The sequence below is a fragment of the Rathayibacter sp. VKM Ac-2801 genome (assembly GCF_009834245.1).
Taxonomy (GTDB): domain Bacteria; phylum Actinomycetota; class Actinomycetes; order Actinomycetales; family Microbacteriaceae; genus Rathayibacter.
Window position 1 is genome coordinate 774889 of the sequence record NZ_CP047183.1, and the last position, 25948, is coordinate 800836.

Below are 25948 nucleotides of genomic sequence, written 5' to 3' on the forward strand. Positions count from 1 at the left end.
CGCCGCCGCTACTCGCGCACCTGCTCCAGCAGGGTCGTGACGGCGGCGCGGGTGTCGGCGGCGAGCCGTCCGAGGCGGTGCGCGGCGCGGATCGACGCCGGCCGGTACGGGTGCACGAGCCGCCGGGCCGCCGTGCAGGGCAGCGCGAACGCCGCGACGACGCCCGCGTCGATCCCGTCGAGTCCGCCGTCGTCCCGGCCGAACACGAGCTCCCGGCCCTCGCGGGCGAGAGCCTCCGGCAGGTCGGCCTCGCCGATCGGGAGGCGCAGCACGGCGAGCAGGCCCGCCGCCTGCACCCGGCGCAGCAGCGGTCGGCCCAGGCGTCCCGCCGCGTGCACCGTGAAGAAGTCGGCCTGCCGCTCGAGGATGCCCGTCACCGTCTCGGCGAGGCGCTCCATCTCGGGGTGCAGCGAGAGGCGGGCGAGCCGGCGGTAGCCGTGCACCGCGACCCGGGCGTCCACCGCGAGGGCCAGCGCGACCGGACCGGCGAGCGAGGCCGCGGCGCGGTCGAGGAGCGGGCGCGACACGACCGTCGGCTCCGGCGGGCGGACGTCGATGCCGCGGATCTGCGGCGAGGCCGCGAGCACCTCGCCCAGGGCGTCGGCGATGCGGTGCCGCTCGGCGGCCCAGACGGTCGCGAATGCGCGGACCTGCTCATCGGGGTGGGCGCGCGCGACGGGCAGCACCCGGGCGACGGCGGCGTGCTCGATCGCCCGCAGGTACGCCGTGGCGACGATGGCCTCGCGGTCCAGCGGCACCTCCTCGAACTCGCGCACCGAGAAGTGCTCGCGCAGGGCGCCGTGCGCGCTGCGGTGGTGGTCCTCGAGATCGAACGGTTCCGCGATGCCCACGTCGTGCTCCTCCGCTAGTCCGGTCCCTCCATCCTGGGCCCCCGGTGCGAGAGGCGGAAGAGCACGCGCCCATCCCTGGGACACTGGGAGCCGGTCATCAGGCGGCCGGGGGAGCGGGGCGGGATGAGCGGGGCGCGGACCTCGGCGATCGGCGCCGTCCTCCTCGCCGCCGTCTGCTTCGGCACGACGGGGACAGCTCAGGCACTCGGAGCGGCGGGGGTGGATCCGCTCCTCCTCGGGGCGGCGCGCATCGTCCTCGGCGGTGCTCTGCTGGCCGCGCTCCTCGGAGTGGAGGCGCTGCGCCGGCGGAGCCGCTCCCGCCCGACCCGGGCTGTCGTGCTGCTCGTCGTGCTCGGCGCGGTCGGGGTCGCCGCGTACCAGCCCGCCTTCTTCACCGGCACCGCGCAGAACGGAGTCGCGGTCGGCACGATCGTCGCCCTCGGCTCCGCCCCCGCCTTCACCGGCCTGCTGGAGTGGCTCGTCCTGCGGACGACGCCGAGCCCGCGCTGGTTCGCCTCGACCGCGCTCGCCGCGGTCGGAGTGGTGCTCCTGAGCGGAGGCGGATCCGGCGGCGTGACGCTCCCCGGGCTCGCCGCCTCGGCCGGCGCCGGCGCCTCCTACGCGCTCTACGCCGTCTGCGGCAAGCTGCTGCTCAAGCGCGGGCTGAGCCCCGTCGCCGCCATGGGAGCCACGTTCGGAGCCGCGGCGCTGCTCTCGCTCCCGTTGCTGCTGCTGGGCGATCCGACGCGGCTCTCCGGCTCGATCCCGGCCGTGCTCTGGCTCGGAGTGGTCACGGTCGCCGTGGCCTACACCTTCTTCGCGCGCGGTCTGCGAGTGCTCCCCGCGGCGACCGTCTCGACGCTCACCCTCCTGGAGCCGGCGACCGCGACCCTCCTCGGCGTGGCGGTGCTGGGGGAGCGGCTGACCGCGGGAGCCGTCCTGGGCGTCGCGGTGCTGGTGGCGGCGGTGCTGCTGCTGGCGGTGCGGAGGCGCGGCCGTTCCGGGGCGCGGAGAGAGGCGCGGTCGCCCTCCGCGGAGTAGCGTCGACTCCCACCGATCCGACGACGAGGCGGAGCGCATGACCAACCCGTGGCTGGCTCGCCCTGGCAGCGGTCGGCGGCGCGCGCTGGTCGAGGAGTCGTGGGAGCGCGCGCGGCGGCGGCGGCTCGATCCGGACCGGCTGACGGCGCCGCTCTCGTTCTCGGGCGACGACCTCCGCGAGTACCGCACCGGGCATCCGCTCGCCTCGGTCCTCCCGGTCATCCGCCGCCTTCTGGTGCGCGACGCCGACGAGGACAGCGGCGTGCTCGTCGCGGTGGGCGACGCGCTCGGGCGGCTGCTCTGGATCGACGGGGACCAGCACCTCAAGAGCCTCGCCGAGGGGATGTCGTTCGTCGAGGGCGCCGCGTGGGCGGAGCCCGACGTCGGGACGTCCGCGCCGGGGACCGCCCTCGTGCTCGATCACGGCGTGCAGATCCACGGCGCCGAGCACTTCGCCTCGCTCGTGCACCCGTGGAGCTGCACCGCGGTCCCCGTGCACGATCCGGAGACGCACGAGATCCTCGGAGTGATCGACATCACCGGCGGCGCCGACGTCGTCGCCCCGCAGACCCTCCCGCTGATGGAGGCGACCGCCGCCGCCGTCGAGAGCGAGCTGATGGTGCAGCGGCTGCTCCGCCCGCGCCGGCCCGCCGCACGGAGCACGGCGGCGGCCCGGGCACCGAGCCTGCGGGTCCTGGGCCGCGAGACGGGCCTGGTGACGGCCGCCGGAGCGGCGCTCGAGCTCAGCACCCGGCACGCCGAGATCCTGACTCTGCTCGCCTGGCACCGGGCCGGGCTCTCGGCCGAGCAGCTCGCCCTCCTGCTCCACGGGCGGGACGACGCGGTGATCACCGTCCGCGCCGAGATGGTGCGGCTGCGCCGCGCGCTCGAGCCGACCCTCCCGCGCCTGGTGCCCCTCTCGCGCCCCTACCGCCTGGCGAGCCCGGTCGACCTCGACGCCCGCCAGGTGCTGGGCCTGCTCGACCGCGGCTCCCACCGACTCGCCCTGGACGCCTACCGGGGCGCACCGCTGCCCTCGTCCGAGGCGCCGGGGATCCGGGCGATCGCCGACGAGCTGCGCCTGCGGGTGCGGGCGAGCGTCCTCGCCGACGCGGCGCCCGCGACCCTCCTCGCCTGGGCGGAGGGCCCGGACGGCCGCGACGACGCGGAGGTGTGGCGGGAGCTCCTCCGCGTCCTCCCGCCCCGCTCGCCCCGGCGCGCCGGCGTCGCCGCGCACCTCGAGACGCTCGAGGCGGAGCAGCGCTGAGCCGTCCCGGTCGCTTCAGGGACTCCCGCCGGAGCCGTCCGGGAACGGAGCCGCCTCGCTAGCCTCGACGCATGAGCACCCTCGCACCACCTCCCCGGGCCCTCGCGAGCGGAGTCGCGGGAGGCCTGCTCCTGATGGCGGTCTTCACGATGTGGTGGGCGAGCGACACCACGGTCGGCTGGCCGGCGCCGGCCGCGACGACCGCCGTGACCGTCTGCGCGCTCGCGGCGGTGGTCTTCGCCGTGCAGGCCGTCCGCCTCCTCCTCGCCCGGCGGAGGATGGCTGTGGAGCTCACCGACGCCGACCGCGCGGCGAATCCGAACGGCCTGCTCTTCGGGGCGGTCTTCGCCGCGGAGGGCGTGCTGATCGGCGTCGCGGTCGGAGTCCTCACCGGCACCGGGCTCGAGCGGTTCCTCGTGCCGGCCATCGCCGTGATCGTGGGCCTGCACTTCTACCCGATGGCGAGGATCTTCGGCCGCACCCTCGACCTCTGGCTCGCGACCTGGACGACCCTGGTCGGCGCGATCGGAGTCGTCGTGGTCCTCGTCGACGGCTCCGCCTGGCCGCAGGTGTGGTCCTGGGTGGGAGCGGGTGCCGCAGCGGCCACGGTGACCTACGGCGTGTACATGAGCCGGATCGCCCAGCGCCTGCTTGCGAGCGTCTGAGGGTCGGGGGCCGCGGCCGGGCCTCCTCGCCCGGGCGTTCCCTCCTCGCCCGGCCGTGCCTCGTCCCTGCCGCGCCAGCCACCGTCCTCGCCGCTCCTGCGCGCGCCCGTGCCTCGGCCGCCCCGTGCAACGTCCTGCAACCCCCCGCGACGTAGCGTCAGGACCGGGCGCCCACCCCGCGCCCACGACAACGACGTCGATGGAGGTCCACATGACGCTGTACGCCGACCAGGTCGCCGAGCAGGCACCGCAGGAGCCGGGTTCCACGGTCTACGCGAATCCGGGCACGGAGGGATCCGTCGCCTCCTTCCGCTCGCGCTACGACCACTACATCGGAGGCGAGTACGTCGCCCCCGCGAGCGGCCAGTACTTCGAGAACATCACCCCGATCACCGGGAAGCCCTTCTGCGAGATCGCCCGCGGCACCGCCGCCGACGTCGACCGCGCGGTCGAGGCGGGCTGGAGGGCGTTCGCGAGCTGGGGGAAGACCAGCCCCGCCGAGCGCTCGAACATGCTCCTGAAGATCGCCGACCGCATGGAGGCGAACCTCGAGCTGCTCGCGGTCGCCGAGACGTGGGAGAACGGCAAGCCGGTGCGCGAGACCCTCGCCGCCGACATCCCCCTCGCGATCGACCACTTCCGCTACTTCGCCGGAGCGATCCGCGCGCAGGAGGGGGGTGTCTCCGAGATCGACCACGACACGATCGCGTACCACTTCCACGAGCCGCTGGGCGTGGTGGGGCAGATCATCCCCTGGAACTTCCCGATCCTGATGGCCGTGTGGAAGCTCGCGCCGGCGCTCGCCGCGGGGAACTGCGTGGTGCTGAAGCCGGCCGAGCAGACGCCGGCGTCCATCCACGTGCTGCTCGACCTGATCGGCGACCTCATCCCCGCCGGCGTGCTGAACGTCGTCAACGGATTCGGGTTCGAAGCGGGCGCACCGCTCGCCTCCCACCCGCGCATCCGCAAGATCGCCTTCACCGGAGAGACGACCACCGGCCGCCTGATCATGCAGTACGCCAGCGAGAACCTCATCCCGGTGACGCTGGAGCTCGGCGGCAAGAGCCCCAACGTGTTCTTCGCCGACGTCGCCGCCGAGCGCGACTCCTTCTACGACAAGGCGCTCGAGGGCTTCTCGTTCTTCGCCCTCAACCAGGGCGAGGTCTGCACCTGCCCGTCGCGTGCGCTCGTGCAGCGCTCGATCTACGACGACTTCGTCGGCGACGGCCTCGAGCGGGTCAAGCGGATCAAGCAGGGCAACCCGCTCGACACCGCCACGATGATCGGCGCCCAGGCCTCGAACGACCAGCTGGAGAAGATCCTGTCCTACATGGACATCGGCAAGCAGGAGGGAGCGAAGCTGCTCATCGGCGGCGACCGCGCCGACCTCGGCGGCGAGCTCAGCGGCGGCTACTACGTCAACCCGACGGTGTTCGAGGGCCGCAACTCGATGCGCATCTTCCAGGAGGAGATCTTCGGCCCCGTCCTCGCCCTCACCTCCTTCGACGACTTCGACGACGCGATCGGCATCGCCAACGACACCCTCTACGGCCTCGGCGCCGGAGTGTGGAGCCGCAACGGCGCCCAGCTCTACCGCGCCGGCCGGGCCATCGAAGCCGGCCGCGTCTGGTCGAACACGTACCACCAGTACCCCGCGCACGCGGCGTTCGGCGGCTATAAGCAGTCGGGCATCGGACGCGAGAACCACAAGGTGATGCTCGACCACTACCAGCAGACGAAGAACCTCCTCGTCTCCTACGCGGAAGGGCCGATGGGCTTCTTCTGAGTTGATGTGCACGAGCTCCTCGTTCCTCGTCGCTCGTGCCGCGGTCGGCTCGCCGAGGTGGCCGGGTGGGGAGGAGCGGGGAGCGTCCGCACCGAGACGGATCCGCTGGCACGCGGATCCGCCGTTCGGTGCTCGTGTGCACGAGCTCCTCGTTCCTCGTCGCTCGTGCCGCGGTCGGCTCGCCGAGGTGGCCGGGTGGGGGGGGAGCGGGGAGCGTTCGCACCGAGACGGATCCGCTGGCACGCGGATCCGCCGTTCGGTGCTCGGCCCTGCGGGCGAGGCACCTGACGACGAGCGTACGGACGGTGCTCGGCCCTGCGGGCGAGGCACCTGACGAACGGCGGACGGACGGTGCTCGGCCCTGCGGGCGAGGCACCTGACGAACGGCGTTCGGCGCTCGGCCCTGCGAGCGAGGCACTTGACGAACAGCCGTCGGTGGTCGGCACTGCGGGCGAGGCGTCCGACGACGGGCCGGCGCTTCATGCTGATCGAGTAGCCCGCGCAGCGGGCGGATCGAGATCCTGCCCGGACGAGCGTCCGCCATCAGCGGTCGGGCGTTCCCCCGACACCCCGCACCACGAGCGAAGGAGCACCACCCATGACCTCCACGAGGGTCGACGTCACTGCGGAGGCGGCCGGCATGCTCCGCCGGATGACGGCGCTGCACGGGCCGCTGATGTTCCACCAGTCGGGCGGATGCTGCGACGGCAGCTCCCCGATGTGCTTCCCTGCCGGGATGTTCCGCACCGGCGCCTCGGACGTGCTCGTCGAGTCGCTCCGGCTCGACGGCCTCGACCCGATCGACTTCTGGATGTCCCGCTCCCAGTTCGAGTACTGGAAGCACACCCACCTCACCGTCGACCTCGTCGACGGGCGGGGCAGCGGATTCAGCGTCGAAGCCCCCGAGGGCAAGCGCTTCATGATCCGCAGCCGACTGCTCACCGACGACGAGCTCGTCGAGTTCGGGCTCCTCCCCGCCGGAGCCGTCGGCCCCTGACCCGTTCCCCCCGACCCGTTCCCGTCGCCGACCCGCGACGGCGGGGACCGGCGGTGTCAGCCGGCCGGAGCGGGAGCGGGCGGCGCCTTCCCCGTGCTCAACTGCACGCCCACCACCGATCCCTTGTCCACGCGCGTGCCCGCGGCGGGAACGGTGCCGGCCACCGAGTTCATCGGCTGCGTCGAGTCGACCTGCGACGTCGCTCCGGGAGTGAGCCCTGCTGCGGTCAGCGCCTGCGCGGCGGAGTCGCTGGTCCGGCCCGACAGGTCCGGCACAGTCACCTGCGGCGCCGCGATGAGCGACTGGTCGGCCTGCGGGAAGTCGGAGCCGCCGTAGCGGGAGTCGATCGCCGTCATCAGCGGCTTCCAGATCCGGTGGCGTGCCGAGGGCGCCCAGCCGCTGTCGAAGTCGATCGAGTCGAGGTTCACCCTCGAGCCGTCCTCCCGTGCCGAGATGCTGCCGACCCAGACCGCGAGGGAGGTCTCGGTCGAGGCCCCGATCGCCCAGGTGTCGGCGGAGTTGTCGGTGGTGCCCGTCTTGGTGATGTGCTGGATGCCGTTCTTCGGATCGTCCTCGACGCCCGTGCCCTCGGCGGTCACCTTGAGCATCGTGTACTGCATCGCCGAGGCGACCTTCGACGACACCGCCCGGGTGCAGGTCGTCTCCGCCGGCTCGATCCCGCGGCCGTCGGCTCCGACGATCGCCGTGATCGCGACGGGGGTGCAGGTCGTGCCGTTCTCGGCGATGCCGGAGTAGGCGGTCGCCATGGTGAGCGGCGCGATCTCGTTGGTGCCGAGGACCGCTCCCGGCGACTGCACGAGCGCGGTCCCGTCCGCGCGGTGCACTCCGAAGGCCTCGGCCTGCTTGCGGATCTCGCACTGGTCGAGCAGGTGCGACATCCCGGTGAAGCCCGTGTTCAAGGAGTAGATGGTCGAGTAGAGCGCCGTCTGGGTGTCGGTGTAGCCGCCGTCGCCGGCGTTCTTGGGGTTGTAGGAGTCGTAGTCCCAGGTGCCCTCGCAGCTGTCGGCGAAGCCGGTCCAGTTCTTCTGCTTCGAGTCGAACTGCTCGAGCAGGGTGTGCCCGCGGTCGAGCCACTCGGCCAGCGTGAACACCTTGTAGGCGGATCCGGTCTGGAAGCCGTTGCCGCCGCCCGCGGACGCGTCGACGTTGAGGTTGATCGCCGAGAACTCCGGCCCGCTCGCGATGACGTCCGGATCCTGGCTGTAGCGCTTGTTCTGCACCATCGTGAGGATGCGCCCGGTGCCGTTCTGGACGGCGACCGCGGTCGCCCCGACGTCGAAGCGCGGGTCGGAGGAGGGGACCTGCTCGTCCATCAGCTCCTGCGCGGTCCTCTGCAGGTCGAGGTCGATCGTCGTGTAGACCTTGATCCCGCCCTGCTTGATCGCCGCGTAGCGCTCGTCGTCGGTCGCTCCGAGCGCCGGGTCGTCGCGGAGGACGTGGGTCACGTAGTCGCAGAAGTAGGCCGCGCTGCCGGCCGTCTGGCAGCCGGTGGAGGGCGGGGTGATGTCGGGGGTGATCGCCTCGGCGGAGGCGGCGTCGTGCGCGGCCTGATCGATGCTCCCCGTCTCGAGCATCCGGTCGAGGATGTAGTCGCGCCGCTCCCGGGTCTGCGCGTAGCCGTTCGCGTCGCCGTTGGCCGTGTCGTCCGGCCTGTCGAAGCGGAACTTCTCGGGGTTGTTCACGATCGCCAGGAGCGAGGCGGACTGCGCGAGGGAGAGATCGGCCGCCGGGATGCCGTAGTAGTACTCCGCCGCGGCCTCGATGCCGTAGACGGTGCCTCCGAACAGGGCGATGTTGAGGTAGCCGAGGAGGATGTCGTCCTTCGAGGACACCTTCTCGAGCCCGATCGCGAGCCGCATCTCCTTGAGCTTGCGCTCGGCCGTGGTCGCCGTCGCCTCCGCGTACGCGCGGTCGCGGTCCGCCTCGTCCGGGATCGACTCGGCCTTCTGCACCAGCACGTTCTTCACGTACTGCTGCGTGATCGACGAGCCGCCCTGGGTGTCGCCGTCGAGGAGGTAGGTGCTGGCGATGGCGCGGAGGGTGCCCTGCAGGTCGATCCCGCCGTGGTCGTAGAAGCGCGGGTCCTCGCTCGCGACGAGCGCGTCCTTCACGGAGTCGGCGATCCGGTCGGCCGGCACCTCGATCCGGTTCTGGTCGTAGAAGGAGGCCAGCAGGGTCGGATCGTCGGGGTCGCCCGCGTAGACGTCGCTCTTCTGCATCAGGCGCCCGACCTCGAGGTAGCTCGGGAGGGACTGGAACGCCGAGATGGTGCCGGAGGTCGCCGCGCCGGTGAGCGCGGCGGCGGGGGCGACGACGAGCGAGGCGAGCAGACCCGCGAGGACGCTGACGATCACGAATCCGAACAGCGCGCCGAGAGCCCCGTGGACGGTTCGACGGGGCTGGAAGACGGGGACGTTCGGTCGCTTCAGGATGGATCCTCTCGCTGCACCAGCACCCTAGGCGAGGCCTGCGACATCCCCGAGAGGCGCGCCACGGCCGTGCCGGACGCCTGTCTGCCCGGAGTCGGCGCGACGGCGCCCGCGCCGGCTCGGCCCCTGCGACAGCAGAAGGGGCCGACCCCGGCGGGATCAGCCCCTTCGCGGGACGGGCGACGTCTCTACTCGATCAGGTCGCCGTTCAGGTCCGAGATGTCGTTCGGATTGGCCGGAGCCTTGCCCGTGCTCACCTGCAGGGGGATCACTCCGCCGGCGACCGCCGTCTCCTCCGCACTCGGCGTCGTCGACACGACGGAGCCCTCCGGGATCGTCGTCGAGTCGACCGACTCGAGCATCCCGACCACGAATCCGGCGGCGGTGAGGATCGCCGTGGCGTCCGCGACGGTCTCGCCCGTGACGTCGGGGACCTCGGAGTTCGCCGCCGATCGGGGCGAGTAGGCGAGCATCGAGGCCGGCGGCGCCGTGAAGTCGTCGCCGCCGTACTTCTCGTCGAGCGCCGTCATGATCGGCTTGAAGATCGCGTGCCGGGCGTTGGAGGCGCGGATGGTGCCCTTCTCGCCCGTCAGGCTGATGAAGCGCAGGTTCTGCTTGGTGTTGTCGGCGAAGCCGTTGATGCTGCCGACCCAGACGGCGAGGGAGGCCGCCTTGCTGGCGCCGGCCGTCCACACGTCGGCGGCCTCGTCGGTGGTGCCCGTCTTGCCGATGTGCTCGATCCCGTCGAAGGGGTTCGAGGCGTAGGCCGTTCCGGAGGTCATCACCCGCTGCATCGCGTACTGCATCCCTCGGGCGACCTCGGGCGACACGGAGGGGGTGCACGCCGACGCCGGGGCGGCGACGGCGTTGCCCTCGCTGTCGGTGATCCGGTCGATGACGATCGCCGAGCAGGTCGTGCCGTCGTTCGCGATCCCCGCGTAGGCGTTGGCCACCGTCAGGGGCGCGATCTCGTTCGTCCCGAGGACGGAGGCCGGGCCGTTGGCGAGCTCGCGGCCGTCGGCGCGGTGCATGCCGAAGGACTCGGCGGTGGTGCGGATGTCGCAGAGGTCGAGCTGCTGCGCCATGCCCATGAAGCCGGTGTTGATCGAGTTCGTGGTCGCGCCGAGCGCGCTCATCGAGCTCGCGTCCTCCGACGGGTCGTCGTTGCGGGGCGAGAACTTGCCGTAGTAGCCGCCGTCGCCCGCGACGTTGCACTTCTGGGGGTAGGAGCTGAAGCCGGACGTGGGGGAGGCGAACGACTCGTTGACGGTGTGCCCCGCCTTCAGCCACTGCGCCAGCGTGAACACCTTGTAGGTCGATCCGGTCTGGACGCCGGAGCCGCCGCCCATGCTGAGGTCGACGTTGAGGTTGATCGCGCTGTAGCCGGGGTTGGCGGCGAGGAACTGCTCGTCCTGGCTGTACTGCGTGTTCTGCACCATGGAGAGCACGCGGCCCGTCCTCGCCTCGACGGAGGCGGCCGTCGCGCCGACCTGGAAGCGCGGGTCGACGGAGGGGATGTAGGCGTTGAGCGCCGCCTGCGAGACCTGCTGGATATCGAGGTCGAGGGTCGTCACGACGTCGAAGCCGCCCTGGCGGATGCGCTGGTAGCGCTCGTCGTCGGTGGCCCCGAAGACGGGGTCGTTGCGGAGGACGTTCAGCACGTAGTCGCAGAAGTACGCGGCGTTGCCGGCGGTGGTGCAGCCGGTCGAGGGCTCCGTGATGTTCGGCGTGATCGGCTCGGCGACGGCGGCGTCGTGCGCGGCCTGGTCGATCCGGCCGTGCTTGAGCTCCTCCGAGAGGATGTAGTCGCGGCGCTCCTTGGTGGCGGCGTAGCCGTTGGCGGCGCCGTTCGCCTCGTCGCCCGGGTTGTCGAAGCGGAACTTCGCCGGGTTGTTCACGATCGCGAGCAGCGCGGCCGCCTGCGAGGTCGAGAGCTGGCTCGCGGGGATGCCGTAGTAGTAGTTCGCCGCGGCCTCGATGCCGTAGACGGTGCCTCCGAAGAGGGCGATGTTCAGGTAGCCGAGCAGGATGTCGTCCTTCGACGCCTCCTTCTCGAGGCCGATCGCGAGGCGCATCTCCTTGAGCTTGCGCTCGGGGGTCGGGTCGGTCGCCTCCTGGTAGGCCTTGTCGCGCGCGGCCTCGTCGGTGATCGACTCCGCCTTCTGCACCAGGACGTTCTTGACGTACTGCTGGGTGATCGACGACCCGCCCTGCAGGTCGTCGCCCGTCAGCGTGACGGCGATGGCCCGGAGCGTGCCCTGGAGGTCGATGCCGCCGTGCTCGTAGAAGCGCGGGTCCTCGCCGGCGACCGCGGCGTCCTTCGCGGACTGCGCGACGTCGTCCCAGCCGACCTCGACGCGGTTCTGGTCGTAGACGGAGGCGAGCAGGGTCGTGCCGTCGCTCGCGTAGACGTTCGTGCGCTGCATGAGCTGGCCCACGTCGAGGTAGCCCGGCAGGTTCTGGAACATGCCGATCGTGTTGCTCGTCGCCAGGCCCGTCAGCGCGAGGGCCGGGGTGACGCCGACCGTGATCAGGACGCCCGCCACGGCGCTCATCCCGATGAACCCCATGACCGCCCGCAGCGACATCCCGAGCGGCCGGACGGAGCGGCGGGATGCAGTGGGAAGTGCCATGGAGCGGTCGTCCTTTCGACGCGGCGCGGGGCCGCGGAGATCTGAGGGCGGGTGGCGAGAAGCCTCGCGAGCAGTCGCGCGATCCCCCGGGTTCATGGTACGTGACGGGTGCGCCCGCAGGGCGTCCTCCTCCCGGTGGAGATGAGGACCTGGCGGGGGATGCGCAGGAGCGGGCGCGTCCGGGGTGCTGACCTCGGGTCGATGCATCCGTATCGTGGGGGGAGCGCCGCTCCGAAGGGCGCTGCAGCACCCGCTCCACCCACCGCTCCGGGGCCCCGGGCGGCCGGCCCCGGCAGAAAGCGCACACCATGGCACGCATCCACGACGACGTGACCCAGCTCGTCGGCAGGACCCCTCTCGTCCGCATCAACCGGCTGGAGGGGGCCGACCAGGCGACGGTCCTCGCCAAGCTCGAGTTCTACAACCCCGCGAACAGCGTGAAGGACCGCATCGGCGTCGCCATCATCGACGCGGCCGAGGCGTCCGGCGAGCTGCTCCCCGGCGGGACGATCGTCGAGGGCACGAGCGGCAACACCGGAATCGCGCTCGCGATGGTGGGCGCCGCCCGCGGCTACAAGGTCGTCCTCACGATGCCCGAGACGATGTCCGTCGAGCGCCGGGTCCTCCTGCGCGCCTACGGAGCCGAGATCGTGCTGACCCCCGGCAGCGAGGGCATGCGCGGAGCGGTCGAGCGCGCCCGTGCGATCGTCGACGAGACCCCCGGCGCGATCCTCGCCCGCCAGTTCGAGAACGCCGCGAACCCCGAGGTGCACCGCCGCACCACCGCCGAGGAGGTCTGGGAGGACACCGACGGCGAGGTCGACGTCTTCGTGGCCGGCATCGGCACCGGCGGCACCATCACCGGAGTCGGCCAGGTGCTCAAGGAGCGCAAGCCCGGCGTCCGGATCGTCGGAGTGGAGCCGATCGACTCCCCGCTCCTCACCCGGGGCACCGCCGGTCCGCACAAGATCCAGGGCATCGGCGCCAACTTCGTCCCCGCGATCCTCGACCGCGAGGTCTACGACGAGATCATCGACGTGACGCTCGACGACTCCGTGCGGGTGGCCCGCGAGATGGCCGCGCAGGAGGGCATCCTCGGCGGCATCTCCTCCGGCTCGATCATGTGGGCCGCTCTCGAGGTCGCGAAGCGCCCCGAGAACGCCGGGAAGACCATCGTCGCCATCGTCTGCGACTTCGGCGAGCGGTACATCTCGACCGTCCTGTACGAGGACCTCCGCAGCTGAGCCCCTCGAGACGAGACGGGGCGCCCCGCTCCGGACGCGACGGCCGGTCGGAGCGCCGCGTCCCGTCCGGACCGGAGCGTCCCGGGCTCCTCGCGCTGCTCCGCGAGGACGTCCGCACCGCCCGGGAGCGCGACCCCGCCGCCCGGAGCGCGGCGGAGGTCGTCCTGTCCTACCCGGGAGTGCACGCGGTCTGGGTGCACCGCGTCGCGCACGCCTGGTGGCGGCGCGGCCTCCGCCTGCCCGCCCGGCTGCTCAGCCAGGCGGCGCGCGCGGCGACCGGAGTGGAGATCCACCCCGGTGCGACCATCGGCCGGCGCCTGTTCATCGACCACGGCATGGGCGTCGTCATCGGCGAGACCGCGCGGATCGGCGACGACTGCATGCTCTACCACTCCGTCACGCTGGGCGGGAAGTCCGCCCGGCGCGAGCGGCGGCATCCCACGCTCGGCGACCGGGTGGTCGTCGGTGCCGGCGCGGTCGTCCTGGGCCCGCTCGTGCTCGGGTCCGACGTCAGCGTGGGCGCGAACGCCGTCGTGGTGAAGGACGCGCCCGACGGAGCGGTGCTCGTCGGCATCCCGGCCCGCGATCTGCGCGATCAGGGCGGGGAGGAGGACCCGCTCGCCGAGCCCGGCCTCTCCACCGGGCCGGTGGGACGCCTCTAGCCGGTGCCGCTCAGTCGTCGCCCCGCGGCGTGATGTCGCGCGGAGCGCTCTTGATCTGCGCGAAGGCCTCCAGCGCGTGGGCCCGCGTCTCCTTGAGGTCGACGATCGGCGCCGGGTAGGCCTCCGCGCCGCCCGTCAGCGTGTCCTCGAGCGTCCACGGCTCGTGCACGGCCGCCCCCTCGACCTCGCCCAGCTCGGGCACGTTGTGGCGGATGTACTCGCCGGCGGGGTCGAACTTCTTCGACTGCGTGACGGGGTTGAACACCCGGAAGAACGGCGACGCGTCGGCCCCGGAGCCCGCGACCCACTGCCAGTTCGCGGCGTTGCTCGCGGGATCCGCGTCGACCAGGGTGTCCCAGAACCAGTCCTCGCCCACGCGCCAATCGACCAGCAGGTTCTTGATCAGGAACGACGCGGTCACCATCCGGACCCGGTTGTGCATGTAGCCGGTGTTCCAGAGCTCGCGCATGCCGGCGTCCACCAGCGGGTAGCCGGTGCGGCCCTGGTGCCAGGCGTCGATCGCCTTCTGACCGGGCCGGCCCCACGGGAAGGAGTCGAACCGGGTGTCGAAGTTCGCGGTCGCCAGATCCGGCCAGTGGAACAGCAGGTGGTAGCAGAACTCGCGCCAGAGGACCTCGGAGAGGAACCGGTCGCTGCCGTCGCCGCGGTGCAGGCCCTTCGCGTGCGCCTCCTCCAGTGCGTGCCACACCTGGAAGGGGCTGACCTCGCCCCACCGCAGATGCGCCGAGAGGTTCGAGGTGGCGTCCTCCGCCGGCCGGTCACGGCCGTCGGCGTAGTCGTCGAGCTGCTCCGCGAGGAACGCGCGCAGCCGGTCGGCCGCCGCCTTCTCGCCGGGGATCCACCGCTCGCGCAGTCCCGCGGCCCAGTCGGGGTGCGTGGGCAGCAGCTCCCAGTCGTCGAGGGAGTCGGAGGCGATGTGGCCGGTAACGCCGTCGAGCGAGCGGGGGCGGGGGAGCGGTGCGCGCGGCGTCGGCTTGGCACGGCAGGCGCGCGCGAACGGGGTGTAGACGGAGTAGGGGCCGCCGGCGCCGGTCTGCACGGTCCACGGCTCGAACAGGAGCGAGCCCTGGTGGCTCTCGGCCTCGAGGCCGCGGTCGCGGAGCGACTCCTTCACCGCCGCGTCGACGGTGCGCTCGGCCCTCCCGTAGCGGCGGTTCCAGTGCACGGCTCCGGCGCCGATCTCCTCGGCGAGCTGGAGGACGACGGCCTCGGCCGGCCCGCGGCGCAGGATCAGAGGGGCGCCGTGCTCGCGCAGATCGGAGGCGAGGGCGGTGAGGCTGCCGTGCAGCCACCAGCGGGAGGCGCCCCCGAGCGGACGGATCCCCGCCGACTCCTCGTCGAGCACGTAGCAGACCGCGACGGGGCCGCCGCGCTCGATCGCGGCGCGCAGGGCGGGGTTGTCGCCGAGGCGCAGGTCGTCGCGGAGCCAGACGAGGGTGGGGGAGGTGTCACTCATGGTGACCTCCATGATCCGCGAGTCCCGCGCCCCGGCGAAGACCTGGCCGGTCGCTCCGGCCCGTGCTAACGGGGACGGATCAGGAGGAGGCGACGCCGTCGCGGAGCTTGTCGCAGAGCGCGGTCAGCTGCTTCAGCTCGTCCTCGTCGAGGACGCCGCCGACCTGCTCCGAGATGGTCGTCATGTGGGTCAGCGCGACGCGGCGGAAGAGCGCGTAGCCCTCGTCGGTGATCGCGATGATCGTGCCGCGGGCGTCCGCCGGGTCCTCGCTCTTCTCGACGCAGCCACGAGCGGCGAGCCGATCGATCAGCCTGCTGACGCTGGGCTGCGTGAGGAGGACGTGCCGGTTCAGGTCGCGCAGCCGTGCACGCCGGCCCGGCTGCCGGGTGAGGTTGAAGAGCACGTCGTACTCGTTCATCGAGATCTCCCGTGAGGGGAACTCGGTGCTCAGGGCGCGCATCACCTGGACCTGGGCGCGGAAGAGCGACTCCCAGGCGGCGACGGCCTCTCTCGACCCCACTGGTCCTCCTTCTCGGCGCTCAGGAAGCGGTTCCCTGTCATCCAGACGCCGCACAGCCTACGCCGGGGTGCTGGGAGGAGGGGAGCCGGAGGAGGAGGGCCGGGGGAACGACAGAAGGCCGGCCGCTGAGGCGAGCGGCCGGCCTTCTTTCCCTTGCACCAAGAGTGTCCTGCAATCACTTCTCGCGCTTCCCGCCACAGCAAACGGTCGACGCACTTGAACTATATAACGACCCGGTAACGGCGCAACCCTCTCTTTCCTGACACTCCGCTGAACTGCAGGCGGGCCCGCTCGAGGCGCTCGATCGGGCCTCCGCGGCTCTCGCGGCAGCCGTCAGCCTCGGCGCGGCCGCGCGCGGGACCCGACGCCTCGACCGCCTCGCAACCGGCATCCGCGCCACGTCGACGTCGTCGATCTCGACGCGTGAGTCACCGCTCTCAGATCCGGTCGGTGATCTCAGGGCGGGGGTGTGCGCCCGGTCCGGGGTAGCTGACGGGGGCGCCCTGGCCGACTGTCGGCAGAGGGCTCAGCGGCCGGATCGGATGAGGGGGGACCACCGCGAGGGCTGTGTGAGTCGCCATGACCAGCGCGTGGCTGATGCGCTCTCCCGCTCGGGAGAGCGCCGGGACGTCCGTGCCGAGGACGAGGAGGCCGGCGTCGCTCGCCGAGGCGAGGAGGTTGTGCACCGTGTCGCCGTGGGTGAAGCGCAGTTCCACTCGGAGGTGGGGAAAGCGTTCGCGAGCCGGAGCGAGAGCGTCGAGGGTTCTGAGTCGTCGGTTCTCAGGGATGAAGTCGGTCCGGCTCGAGGGCACGTCGGCGGAGTCCTCTTCGATTCCCGTGAGCTGCCAGCTGCGGATCACGAGAAGGGTCTCCGAGCAGCGATCGGCTTCCGCGGCGGCGAACTCGAGTGCGGCGAGCGACGCGGAGGATCCGTCGACACCGACTGCGATGTGGGCTGCGCCGTGCTTCGCGTCGACGGGGACGATGACCGCGGTGATCCTGCCGCGCTGTGTGATCGCCATGCCGAGGGAGTGCTCGAACCGCCGGGGGTGCTCGTTGCGGGTGTCGGTTCCGAGGACGAGGAGGGTGCCGTCGAGGAGGCACCGGCGTTCGAGCTGTTCAGCCGGGTCGCCGTGCAGCAGTTCCGCGGTGAAGCGGATGCCCGTGCGGTCCTGCTGCAGCGTCGCGGCGAGATCCTCGAGTGCGGCTCTCGAGATCGGACGCTCGTCGGCGGGGGCCGCGACGTGGCAGAGGATGACGTGACGGTCGAGCAGGTACTCGCGGGCGATGGCCCAGTCGAGGGCGCTGCGGGCGGCGGTGGTGCGGGTCCAGGCGACGAGGGTGGTCATTGGAGTGTCCTTCGTGGTCGTCGGATCAGTGGGCGGAGAGCGCGTCGACGGCGGCGGTGGCTCGTGCGGTGCAGCCGAGGAGCGCGCCCCAGGCGCGGGCTCGGTCGAGTTCGGTGTGCTCGAGGTCGTTGTGGGTGTCGACGAGGAAGCTCATCGGAGTGATGACGGGGCGCAGGCCATGACCGGCGAGGCGGTGGTCGAGGTGACCGGCGGCGGCCCCGCTGAGGATCCGGGGGATGTCGGTGCGGGTGTCGAACGACGCGGCCATCCCGGTGAAGGGCGGCAGGGCGTCGAGCCACTCGCGGATGCCGATGCCGCCCGCGTCGTCGTCGAGTCGCAGGCCTCGGCGTGCGTCGGCCGCCCGCTCGGGAGTCTCGGCGCGAGCGCGCGGGGTCGAGAGGGTGTGCACCTGCGTGGGTCCACCGACCACGAGCAGATCGACTCCCTCGAGACCGGGAGCGGCATGGACGCCGACCACGTCGACCTCGACGGTGTCCGCCAGCCCGCGACCGATCGCCTCGGCGATGCAGTGAGTGTTCCCGAACGGGGATTCGTAGACGACGAGCGCGCGCACGGGGTGCCTTTCCGATGAGGGGCGGCGAGGGCCGTCGTCTCCAGACTGCGCGAGCACTGTGCAGGGGAACAGGGCCGTTGGTCCTTCGACGCCGGAAGCTCCGCGATCCTGCGGCGGCGACGTACGCTCGCCCGATGACGAGCCCGCACCGCACGCCCCTCCACGGCACCTGGCATCAGCAGCACAGCCGGTCGCTGACGTTCGGCGAGCGCGCAGCGGATGTGCTGCGCAACTCGATGGGCAGCTGGCGCTTCGTCTTCGGCTTCATCGCCTTCATGCTCGTCTGGGCGGTGATCAACTCCTTCTCGAGCGGGTGGGACGCGTATCCGTTCATCCTGCTCAACCTGTTCCTGAGCATGCTGGCCGGGCTACAGGGCGCGATCCTGCTGATCGCGGCGAAGCGGCAGGACGGCATCGCGGCGGCACTGTCCCAGCACGACTTCGACACCGACGTCACGGCACGAGCGGACATCGAAGTGCTGCTGGAGATCAACCGCGGCCAGGCGGTGCTGCTCGATGAGATGTGCGCGATCCTGCGCCGACTGGACGTCGAGCCTTCCGTGCGGTCCGTCGGTCCTGCGTAGGGCCGGAGTCCTCGGGACCGGAGCGTCCACCCGCCGGTCGCGTGCCGGGGGGACCTTCGGCCCTGTCCGCCGATCCCCGCGGGGGCGACTCTGGAGGGAGCCGGATCCGGCTGCCAGCAAGGGATGCCTGATGAATGCACAGCTCGTCGTCGGATGGGACGGGTCCGCTTCGGCGCGACGCGCACTCGAGTGGGCACTGGCGCAGAAGGCCGAGTCGGTCCTCCTCGTGGAGGTCGTCGACGGTCTCGACCGGTTCAGCGGCGACGACCTCAGCGCGGATCCGCGGGCAGACGGTGCGGTCTCGGTCGAGTCCGCGGCCGCCGACGCGGAGCGGGCGGATCCCGGTGCCGTGGTGCACACCCGCGTGCTCACCGGGCACCCGGTCGAGCAGCTCGCGAGCCTGTCCGGGCCGAACACTCTGCTCGTCGTCGGCGACCGCCGGCGCACCCTCCTCCCGCTGCGGGGCGGCTGGAGCGTCGGTGCCCGACTCGTGCGGAAGGCCGCCGGTCCCGTCGCGATCATCACCGAGGACGCGGCCGGTGACGGGACCGGCGTGCTCGTCGGGATCGACGACTCCGACGACGCCCGCGCAGCGCTCGAGTTCGCCGCATCCTGGGCCGCCCGCACTCAGCAGACGCTGCACATCCTGCACGCCTGGCGCACTCCCTACCTCTGGAACGACCGCGTCCCGCCGGGCGTCCTCCTCGAGGAGATCGCGACCCAGCACGCCGAGCTCCTCGCCGACGCCGTCGCCGAGGCCCACCGCCTGCATCCCTCCCTCGCCGTCGAGAGCTGCGAGGTCGACGGAGTCGCTGCCCGATTCCTCATCGACGCCGCACCCGGTCGCGCGCTTCTCGTGGTCGGTGACGGGGGCGTCTCCGGTCTCGAGCGGATGCTGATCGGCTCCGTCGGCCACGACGTCCTCGTGAACCTCGCCGTCCCCACGGTGATCATCGGCCGGCGCCACCCCGCCCGCGAGCCGAAGCCGAAGCCGAAGCCGAGGCCGGTCCTCGCGGCCCCCGCCCCGCAGCAGGCGCCCACCCGGACCGTCGTCGCGTGGGGCGGCGACCTCCCGTCCCGGTCCGCTGTCGAGTGGGCTCTCCTCCGCGAGACGTCCGGGCGCCTCGACGTGGTCATGATCGCGGACGAGTCCGCGATCATCCCCGACTCGATCGCCGCCGCCGAGCAGGTCGCGCTGGATGATCGTGAGCTCTCCCGGATGCTCGGGCAGGTCACCTCCCTCGCACCCGCCGTGACCCTCGAGGGCCGTGTCGTCCGCGGGTTCGTGCTGCACACCCTCGCCGGCCTGACCAGCCCCGACACCCTCCTGGTCGTGGGCACGGAGGACCGCGAAGGTCCGCGGCTGCGCTTCGGGCTCTCCGTCGGCGCCCACCTCCCGGCGCTGGCCCGCGGGCCGGTCGCGATCATCCCGCGAACGTTCGACGCGACGTCGACGGGAGTAGCGGTCGGAGTCGACGGGTCGGCGGCGTCGAACGCCGCGATCGTCGTCGCCGCTGCCGAAGCGGCCCGACGCGACCAGACCCTGCACCTGGTGCACGCGTGGACCGAGCCGACCCTCTACGACAGCACCTTCCTCCTCGACGGCGAGTTCCTCCGCTCGCTCGAGGCCGACCACCACGCGATCCTGCACGCTGCGGAGCAGACCGCGCTGACGAGCGGGTTCGACGTGCGCATCGAGACGCACCTGGTCAGCGGCGACCCGGCCCACGCCCTCGCCCACCTCTCGCCCCCGGCGGCGACGATCGTGATCGGCACCCGCGGGCTCTCGGGCTGGCGCCGCCTGGTGCTCGGCTCGGTCAGTCACGACCTGATCCTCAACCTCGACGTCCCCCTCATCGTCGTCGGCCACCCCGATGCGCAGCCTCACGAGGACGCCGCCCTCGACCAGCCCGAGGCGGTCTCCGCATGAGCATCCTCGATCTCCTCGAGACCGCCCCGCCGGCCCGATGGCCGTCCCGGACACCGCAGCCCCTCGACGAGCGCTCCCTCGACGAGCTCGACGCCTGGTGGCGGGCCGCGAACTACCTCTCGATCGGGCAGATCTATCTCCTCGACAACCCTCTCCTGCGCGAACCGCTCGAAGCGCGGCACATCAAGCCGCGCCTCCTGGGGCACTGGGGGACGACTCCGGGGCTGAACTTCGTCTACGCGCACCTCAACCGGGTGATCCGCGAGCGCGACCTGAACGCGATCTTCGTCACCGGCCCCGGGCACGGCGGTCCGGGGATGGTCGCGAACACCTACCTCGACGGCACGTACAGCGAGGTCTACGACGACATCGACCGCAGTACCGACGGGATGCGGAAGCTGTTCCGTCAGTTCTCGTTCCCCGGCGGGATCCCCAGCCACGTCGCTCCCGAGACCCCCGGGTCGATCCACGAGGGCGGCGAGCTCGGCTACTCGCTCTCGCACGCCTACGGCGCCGTGTTCGACAACCCCGACCTGCTGGTCGCGGCGGTCGTCGGCGACGGGGAGGCCGAGACCGGGCCGCTGGCGACGAGCTGGCACGGCAACAAGTTCGTCGACCCGCTGCACGACGGGGTCGTCCTGCCGATCCTGCACCTCAACGGGTACAAGATCGCCAACCCGACCGTCCTCGCCCGCATCCCCGAGCGCGAGCTCGAGCAGCTCATGCGTGGCTACGGACACACCCCCTACCTCGTCTCCGGAGGCTTCGACGGAGAGGACCCCCGCGACGTGCACCGCCGTCTCGCCACCGCGATGGACCTGGCGCTGAACCAGATCGCCGAGATCAAGGCCGACGCGCTGTCAGGGCGACTCGACGGACGGCCCGCCTGGCCGATGATCATCCTCCGCACTCCGAAGGGCTGGACCTGTCCCGCCGTCATCGACGGCCTACCGGCTGAGAACAGCTGGCGCTCGCACCAGGTGCCGCTGGCGAACGTGCGCGAGCGGCCCGAGCACATCTCCGTCCTCGAGCAGTGGATGCGCTCCTACCGGCCCGAAGAGCTCTTCGACGAGTCCGGCGTCCCCGTGCCGCTCGTCACCGCCCTCGCGCCGGTCGGTGACCGCCGGATGAGCGCGAACCCCGTCGCGAACGGCGGCCTGCTGCGTCGGCCGCTCCGACTCCCGGATTTCCGCGACTACGCCGTCGACGTGCCCTCACCCGGAGCGACGACCAGCTCGGCGACGACCGTCCTCGGCACGTGGCTGCGCGACGTCATCGTCGCCAACCCGCACGACTTCCGCATCTTCGGGCCCGACGAGACGGCGTCGAACCGGCTGCAGGCCGTCTTCGAGGTCACCGACAAGCAGTGGGACGCCCAGGTGCGCGTCGCCGACTTCGACAACCACCTCGCCCGCTCGGGCCGGGTCGTCGAGATGCTGAGCGAGCACCAGTGCCAGGGCTGGCTCGAGGGCTACCTCCTCACCGGCCGGCACGGGCTGATCAACTCCTACGAGGCGTTCGTCCACATCGTCGACTCGATGGTCAACCAGCACGCGAAGTGGTTGAAGTCCTCCCGGGCGATCGCGTGGCGCCGGCCCGTGTCCTCGCTGAACTACCTGCTCAGCTCGCACGTCTGGCGCCAGGATCACAACGGCACCTCGCACCAGGACCCCGGCTTCATCGACCACGTGATGAACAAGAAGGCCGGCATCGTCCGGGTCTATCTGCCCTTCGACGCGAACACCCTGCTCTCGACGTACGACCACTGCCTCCGCTCGGTCGACTGCATCAACGTCGTCGTCGCCGGCAAGCAGCAGGAGGCGGACTGGCTGTCGATGCCGCAGGCGATCGAGCACTGCACGCGCGGCCTGGGTGTCTTCGACTGGGCGGGGTCCGAGGTCGCGGGGGAGGAGCCGGACGTGGTCCTGGCCTGCGCCGGCGATGTCCCGACGCTCGAGGTCCTCGCCGCTGCGGCCCTGCTGCGCGCCGAGGTCCCGACTCTGAAGGTGCGGGTCGTGAACGTCGTCGACCTGATGCGCCTGCAGAGCGAGGGCGAGCATCCGCACGGGCTGAGCGACGCCGACTACGACGCTCTCTTCACCGTCGACAAGCCCGTGGTCTTCGCCTACCACGGCTATCCCTGGCTGATCCACCGGCTCGCCTACCGCCGGCACGGGCACGCGAACCTCCACGTTCGCGGCTTCATCGAGGAGGGGACCACGACCACGCCGTTCGACATGGTCATGCTCAACGATCTCGACCGCTACCGGCTCGTCCTCGACGTCCTCGACCGCGTCCCCGGTCTCGCCGCACGCGAGGCGGCGTTCCGGCAGCGGATGCAGGACGCGCGCCTCGAGGCCCGCGCCTGGACACGCGAGCACGGGGAGGACATCCCGGTCGTCGCCCAGTGGAGCTGGACCGGGAGCGGCCCGCAGGGCGCGACCTACCGCCGTGCCGAGACGCGCTCTCACGAGCACGACGCGGCGGCGCGAGCGGCGACGCTGCAGTAGCCGCTCGGCAGCGCACGGCGAAGGGCCCGGCGCACCTCGCCGGACCCTTCGCCGTCTCCGCCGCGGCCTCGTCCCCGGCGTCCTCCGCTCCGGTCAGGCGGGAACGACGACCGTCGGCCCGGCGAGGTTCATCAGCACGTCGTGGGTCGTCCGCCCCAGCGCCCCGGGGGACCCCCGGCCGCTCGAGGCCGCGAGGACCAGGAGGACGGTCGCGGGGGCGGCGTCCGCGAGCGCCACCGCCGCGAGGCGCGGCACCGGGCGGAGGCGGACCGTCAGAGCGGGCGCGATGGTCAGTGCGAGATCGCGGGCGGCCACGAGCAGGAGTGCGGAACGGGACGCCGCGTCGACAGGGGGATCGGCGGCCGCTGCGCTCGGATCACCGTGGATCAGGAGCAGCTCCTCACCGAGTGCCGCCGCCTCCCTCGCCGCGAAGCGCACCGCCCCGTCGCTCGACGGGGAGTCGCTCACGCCGACGGCGACACCGCGCCGGACCCGGCCCGAGGGCTCGGGGACGATCGCGATCGGGCAGGTGGCGCCGGCCACCAGCCGGAGGCTCCTCGATCCGAACACCCGCCCGCGGAGGAACCCCGTCTTGTGGCTGCCCACGACGACGATGCCGGCGCCGGCGGAGGCGGCGAGGAGCTGCTCCATCGCCTCGCCCCGGACGGACAGACCGGTCACCGCCCCGACACCGGGGCGGGAACGGAGCTCGACGACGAGCCCGTCGAGGAGCGACCGTTCCGTGGCACCCGGCTCGCGCGGAGCGGCGACGGGGGAGTCGGAGGCCTGCAGCAGGACCAGGTCGAGGCCGAGTCGCATCGCGCGCTCGACCGCCCACTCCACGGCCGCGTCGCTCGGACTCGAACCGTCGACACCGACGAGGACCCGTTCCGGCATCTCATCACCTCCGCCTCCCAGCCTGACCGGGGCGCGGGCCGAGCCCCAGGGCCGAACGTCCCCGAGGGGCGGGATGCGCGGGACGCGCTGCTGGGAGAGTGCGACCGCGGGTATCGCGGGCGCCTCCCGAAGGAGGAGGGTAGGGGGCGGTCGGCCGACCGACGACGGAGCGGAGTCCTCATGCCCCAGCTCGACCCCGCGCCCTCGACCGGTCGCGACGGCGATCCCCGTGAGGACGGGGTCTCCGGTCAGCTCCGGGCTCTCCTGCACGCCAACCAGGCGGTCGTCGAGGATCTCGACCTGCCGGCGGTGCTGCGCCGGATCGTGGAGGCGGCCGTCGAGCTCGTCGACGCCGAGTACGGCGCCGTCGGAGTCCTCGGCGGTGACGGGGCGCTCGCCGAGTTCATCCACGTCGGCATGGACTCGGCGCGGATCGACGCGATCGGGCACCTCCCGGAGGGCCTCGGTCTCCTGGGCGCTCTCATCAGCGAGCCCCGCCCCGCCCGAGTCGACGATCTCGCCCTCGACGCCCGCGCGCACGGCTTCCCGAGCGGCCACCCGCCGATGCACTCCTTCCTCGGAGTCCCCATCCGGGTGCGCGACCGGGTGTTCGGCAATCTCTACCTCACGGACTCCCGCTCGGGCTCCTTCTCCTCGAACGACGAGCACCTCGTGGTCGCGCTCGCGGCGACCGCGGGCGTGGCGATCGACAACGCCCGCCTCTACACCGAGACCCGACTCCGGCAGAGGTGGGCGCAGGCGGCCGCCGAGACGACCTCGGCGATCCTCGCCACCGACGGCGACGACGTCATCGGCCTCGTCGCCACGCGCATCCTCGATCTCGCGGACGCCGATCTCGTGGGCATCGTCTTCCCGACCGGCGACCCCGAGCAGCTGCGCATCGGCGTCGCCCGCGGAGTGGGAGCCGAGGCGTTCGAAGGCCGGACGATCCCGGCTCGCGACTCGATCTCGGGCAGCGTCCTCTCGGGGGGTCAGCCGCGGGTCCTCGATCGGATCCCGGCGTCCACGAGTGGAGGCACACCCACCTCCGGAGGTCCGGTCCTCGCAGTCCCCCTGCTCGCCGCCTCCCGCTCGCTCGGCGTGCTCGTCGTGACGCGCCGCCCGGGACGTCCCGTCTTCACGGCCGCGGACGTCGACATGGTGTCCGACTTCGCCGCCTACGTCAGCGTCGCGATGGAGCTCTCGGCCGCGCGAGCGGATCAGCAGCGGATGGCGCTGCTCGAGGACCGCGGTCGCATCGCGCGCGACCTGCACGACCACATCATCCAGGAGCTGTTCGCCACCGGCCTCGACCTGCACCAGGCGGCCGGGGCACTGCCGCCGGGACGGGCCGTGACGAGGATCGAGCGCGCGGTCGAGAGCCTGGACGAGAGCATCTCCCACATCCGCACGGTCGTCTTCGCCCTGAACGCGACCAGCGACGACACCGGAACGGTCCGGCACCGGATCCTCGACCTCGCCAACGAGCTCGCCTCCGTCCTCGTCCGCATCCCGAACATCAGCTTCGCCGGCGCCGTCGACCTGCTCGTCGTCGACGACCTCGCTGCCGACGTCCTCGCCGTGGCCCGCGAGGGGCTCACCAACATCGCTCGGCACGCGGACGCGAACATCGTCACGCTGCACCTGACGGCGGCCGACGGCGTGATCGTGCTCGAGATCAGCGACGACGGCTGCGGCTTCACCGACGACGGCCGCCGCAGCGGCCTCGCGAACCTGCAGCACCGCGCCGAGGTGCGCGGAGGGACGTTCACCGTCACGAGCCGCCCCGGCGACACCCGGGTGCGCTGGAGCGTCCCCTTCCCCTCCACGACGTCCCCGGAGATCCCATGACTCGCGTGTTCCTCCTCGACGACCACGAGATCGTCCGGCGCGGCCTCGCGGAGCTCCTCGGCTCCGAGCCCGACCTCGAGATCGTCGGCCAGACCGGCACCGCCGCCTCCGGGCTCCGGGAGATCCTCGCGCTGCAGCCGGACGTCGCCGTCCTCGACGTCCGGCTGCCCGACGGCAGCGGGATCGACGTGTGCCGAGACGTGCGCTCCCGGGACCCGCGCATCCGCTGCCTGATCCTCACCGCCTACGACGACGACAAGGCGCTCTACGCCGCGGTCATCGCGGGCGCGTCCGGCTACGTGCTCAAGGACATCCGCGGCAAGGGCCTCATCGACGCCGTCCGGTCGGCCGCGGCGGGCGACATCCTCCTCGAACCGGCGATCGTCGCCGCCGTCACGGCACGCCTGCGCGGTGAGCACGCGGTCGACCCGCGCCTCGCGGGCCTCAGCGGGCGCGAGCGGCAGATCCTCGCGCTGATCGCCGATGGCATGACGAACAGGCAGATCGGAGTCGAGCTGTCCCTCGCCGAGAAGACCATCAAGAACTACGTCTCCAGCGTCCTCAGCAAGCTCGGCCTCGAGCGGCGCACTCAGGCGGCTGTCCTGCAGACAGAGCTGCGCCCTCCCGCCCCGCAGTAGGGGGCAGGGAGAGCGCAGTGGT

The 25948-nt window shown here is 72.2% G+C and carries 20 protein-coding genes; 12 read left to right on the plus strand and 8 right to left on the minus strand.

Annotation, left to right across the window (positions count from 1 at the left end; all coding sequences use genetic code 11):
- Positions 1 to 8 precede the first annotated feature (8 nt).
- Positions 9 to 851, minus strand: a complete 843-nt coding sequence (locus GSU45_RS03510) for a hypothetical protein (RefSeq protein ID WP_159912768.1) — start codon at positions 849 to 851, stop codon at positions 9 to 11.
- A gap of 123 nt (positions 852 to 974) precedes the next feature.
- Here GSU45_RS03510 and GSU45_RS03515 point away from each other — a divergent pair, with 123 nt between their 5' ends.
- The 5 genes from GSU45_RS03515 to GSU45_RS03535 all read left to right on the plus strand — a co-directional run bounded on the left by GSU45_RS03515 (position 975) and on the right by GSU45_RS03535 (position 6607).
- Complete coding sequence (locus tag GSU45_RS03515) at positions 975 to 1892, plus strand: EamA family transporter (RefSeq protein WP_159912770.1); 918 nt, start codon at positions 975 to 977, stop codon at positions 1890 to 1892.
- A 37-nt stretch (positions 1893 to 1929) separates the two neighbouring features.
- On the plus strand, positions 1930 to 3159 hold the full coding sequence (locus GSU45_RS03520; protein ID WP_159912772.1) for a GAF domain-containing protein: 1230 nt from the start codon (positions 1930 to 1932) through the stop codon (positions 3157 to 3159).
- Positions 3160 to 3230: 71 nt separating this feature from the next.
- Positions 3231 to 3824: a hypothetical protein gene (locus GSU45_RS03525; RefSeq protein ID WP_159912774.1), complete on the plus strand. Its 594-nt coding sequence runs from the start codon at positions 3231 to 3233 to the stop codon at positions 3822 to 3824.
- A gap of 211 nt (positions 3825 to 4035) precedes the next feature.
- Positions 4036 to 5610 (plus strand): aldehyde dehydrogenase family protein, encoded by a 1575-nt coding sequence (locus tag GSU45_RS03530; RefSeq protein WP_159912776.1) that lies wholly within the window; start codon positions 4036 to 4038, stop codon positions 5608 to 5610.
- A gap of 598 nt (positions 5611 to 6208) precedes the next feature.
- Positions 6209 to 6607: a DUF779 domain-containing protein gene (locus GSU45_RS03535; protein ID WP_104247017.1), complete on the plus strand. Its 399-nt coding sequence runs from the start codon at positions 6209 to 6211 to the stop codon at positions 6605 to 6607.
- A 56-nt stretch (positions 6608 to 6663) separates the two neighbouring features.
- Here GSU45_RS03535 and GSU45_RS03540 read toward each other — a convergent pair whose 3' ends face one another.
- Both GSU45_RS03540 and GSU45_RS03545 read right to left on the minus strand, forming a co-directional pair.
- Positions 6664 to 8982: a transglycosylase domain-containing protein gene (locus GSU45_RS03540; protein ID WP_159912777.1), complete on the minus strand. Its 2319-nt coding sequence runs from the start codon at positions 8980 to 8982 to the stop codon at positions 6664 to 6666.
- Positions 8983 to 9245: 263 nt separating this feature from the next.
- Positions 9246 to 11690, minus strand: a complete 2445-nt coding sequence (locus tag GSU45_RS03545; protein ID WP_159912779.1) for a penicillin-binding protein — start codon at positions 11688 to 11690, stop codon at positions 9246 to 9248.
- 308 nt (positions 11691 to 11998) lie between these two features.
- Between GSU45_RS03545 and cysK the strand changes: the two genes are divergently transcribed.
- Positions 11999 to 12934 (plus strand): cysteine synthase A, encoded by a 936-nt coding sequence (cysK, locus tag GSU45_RS03550; protein WP_159912781.1) that lies wholly within the window; start codon positions 11999 to 12001, stop codon positions 12932 to 12934.
- 95 nt (positions 12935 to 13029) lie between these two features.
- Positions 13030 to 13596: a serine O-acetyltransferase EpsC gene (gene epsC, locus GSU45_RS03555; RefSeq protein ID WP_159916835.1), complete on the plus strand. Its 567-nt coding sequence runs from the start codon at positions 13030 to 13032 to the stop codon at positions 13594 to 13596.
- A gap of 10 nt (positions 13597 to 13606) precedes the next feature.
- Here the strand turns inward: epsC and GSU45_RS03560 are convergent, their stop codons facing one another.
- The 4 genes from GSU45_RS03560 to GSU45_RS03575 form a co-directional block, all read right to left on the minus strand.
- Complete coding sequence (locus tag GSU45_RS03560; protein WP_159912783.1) at positions 13607 to 15073, minus strand: deoxyribodipyrimidine photo-lyase; 1467 nt, start codon at positions 15071 to 15073, stop codon at positions 13607 to 13609.
- Positions 15074 to 15152: 79 nt separating this feature from the next.
- Complete coding sequence (locus tag GSU45_RS03565; protein ID WP_159916837.1) at positions 15153 to 15533, minus strand: MarR family winged helix-turn-helix transcriptional regulator; 381 nt, start codon at positions 15531 to 15533, stop codon at positions 15153 to 15155.
- Positions 15534 to 16030: 497 nt separating this feature from the next.
- Positions 16031 to 16942, minus strand: a complete 912-nt coding sequence (locus GSU45_RS03570) for a universal stress protein (RefSeq protein WP_159912785.1) — start codon at positions 16940 to 16942, stop codon at positions 16031 to 16033.
- A gap of 25 nt (positions 16943 to 16967) precedes the next feature.
- Entirely contained in the window at positions 16968 to 17516 is a 549-nt protein-coding gene (locus tag GSU45_RS03575) for a flavodoxin (protein ID WP_159912787.1), read from the minus strand.
- 134 nt (positions 17517 to 17650) lie between these two features.
- On the opposite strand from GSU45_RS03575, the gene GSU45_RS03580 reads away from it, so the two are divergent.
- The 3 genes from GSU45_RS03580 (at position 17651) to GSU45_RS03590 (ending at position 22540) form a co-directional block, all read left to right on the plus strand.
- Positions 17651 to 18100: a DUF1003 domain-containing protein gene (locus GSU45_RS03580; RefSeq protein WP_244248202.1), complete on the plus strand. Its 450-nt coding sequence runs from the start codon at positions 17651 to 17653 to the stop codon at positions 18098 to 18100.
- Between the two features lie 130 nt (positions 18101 to 18230).
- Positions 18231 to 20030, plus strand: coding sequence for a universal stress protein (locus GSU45_RS03585; RefSeq protein WP_159912789.1), 1800 nt, complete (start codon positions 18231 to 18233; stop codon positions 20028 to 20030).
- Positions 20027 to 22540: a phosphoketolase family protein gene (locus GSU45_RS03590; protein ID WP_159912791.1), complete on the plus strand. Its 2514-nt coding sequence runs from the start codon at positions 20027 to 20029 to the stop codon at positions 22538 to 22540. Before GSU45_RS03585 ends, GSU45_RS03590 begins: the two co-directional genes overlap by 4 nt.
- A gap of 93 nt (positions 22541 to 22633) precedes the next feature.
- Here the strand turns inward: GSU45_RS03590 and GSU45_RS03595 are convergent, their stop codons facing one another.
- On the minus strand, positions 22634 to 23437 hold the full coding sequence (locus GSU45_RS03595) for a universal stress protein (RefSeq protein WP_159912793.1): 804 nt from the start codon (positions 23435 to 23437) through the stop codon (positions 22634 to 22636).
- Positions 23438 to 23617: 180 nt separating this feature from the next.
- Here GSU45_RS03595 and GSU45_RS03600 point away from each other — a divergent pair, with 180 nt between their 5' ends.
- Together GSU45_RS03600 and GSU45_RS03605 are read left to right on the plus strand one after the other, a co-directional pair.
- Positions 23618 to 25288 (plus strand): GAF domain-containing protein, encoded by a 1671-nt coding sequence (locus GSU45_RS03600; protein ID WP_159912795.1) that lies wholly within the window; start codon positions 23618 to 23620, stop codon positions 25286 to 25288.
- On the plus strand, positions 25285 to 25926 hold the full coding sequence (locus GSU45_RS03605; protein WP_159912797.1) for a response regulator transcription factor: 642 nt from the start codon (positions 25285 to 25287) through the stop codon (positions 25924 to 25926). Before GSU45_RS03600 ends, GSU45_RS03605 begins: the two co-directional genes overlap by 4 nt.
- Positions 25927 to 25948: the final 22 nt, after the last annotated feature.

Coding starts and splice junctions, on each gene's coding strand:
- GSU45_RS03570 (WP_159912785.1), bottom strand. CDS start 16,942: ATGACCACCCTCGTCGCCTGGACCCGCACCACCGCCGCCCGCAGCGCC.
- GSU45_RS03565 (WP_159916837.1), bottom strand. CDS start 15,533: ATGCGCGCCCTGAGCACCGAGTTCCCCTCACGGGAGATCTCGATGAAC.
- GSU45_RS03595 (WP_159912793.1), bottom strand. CDS start 23,437: ATGCCGGAACGGGTCCTCGTCGGTGTCGACGGTTCGAGTCCGAGCGAC.
- GSU45_RS03535 (WP_104247017.1), top strand. CDS start 6,209: ATGACCTCCACGAGGGTCGACGTCACTGCGGAGGCGGCCGGCATGCTC.
- GSU45_RS03590 (WP_159912791.1), top strand. CDS start 20,027: ATGAGCATCCTCGATCTCCTCGAGACCGCCCCGCCGGCCCGATGGCCG.
- GSU45_RS03545 (WP_159912779.1), bottom strand. CDS start 11,690: ATGGCACTTCCCACTGCATCCCGCCGCTCCGTCCGGCCGCTCGGGATG.
- GSU45_RS03600 (WP_159912795.1), top strand. CDS start 23,618: ATGCCCCAGCTCGACCCCGCGCCCTCGACCGGTCGCGACGGCGATCCC.
- GSU45_RS03585 (WP_159912789.1), top strand. CDS start 18,231: ATGAATGCACAGCTCGTCGTCGGATGGGACGGGTCCGCTTCGGCGCGA.
- GSU45_RS03515 (WP_159912770.1), top strand. CDS start 975: ATGAGCGGGGCGCGGACCTCGGCGATCGGCGCCGTCCTCCTCGCCGCC.
- cysK (WP_159912781.1), top strand. CDS start 11,999: ATGGCACGCATCCACGACGACGTGACCCAGCTCGTCGGCAGGACCCCT.
- GSU45_RS03520 (WP_159912772.1), top strand. CDS start 1,930: ATGACCAACCCGTGGCTGGCTCGCCCTGGCAGCGGTCGGCGGCGCGCG.
- GSU45_RS03580 (WP_244248202.1), top strand. CDS start 17,651: ATGACGAGCCCGCACCGCACGCCCCTCCACGGCACCTGGCATCAGCAG.
- GSU45_RS03560 (WP_159912783.1), bottom strand. CDS start 15,073: ATGAGTGACACCTCCCCCACCCTCGTCTGGCTCCGCGACGACCTGCGC.
- GSU45_RS03525 (WP_159912774.1), top strand. CDS start 3,231: ATGAGCACCCTCGCACCACCTCCCCGGGCCCTCGCGAGCGGAGTCGCG.
- GSU45_RS03605 (WP_159912797.1), top strand. CDS start 25,285: ATGACTCGCGTGTTCCTCCTCGACGACCACGAGATCGTCCGGCGCGGC.
- GSU45_RS03530 (WP_159912776.1), top strand. CDS start 4,036: ATGACGCTGTACGCCGACCAGGTCGCCGAGCAGGCACCGCAGGAGCCG.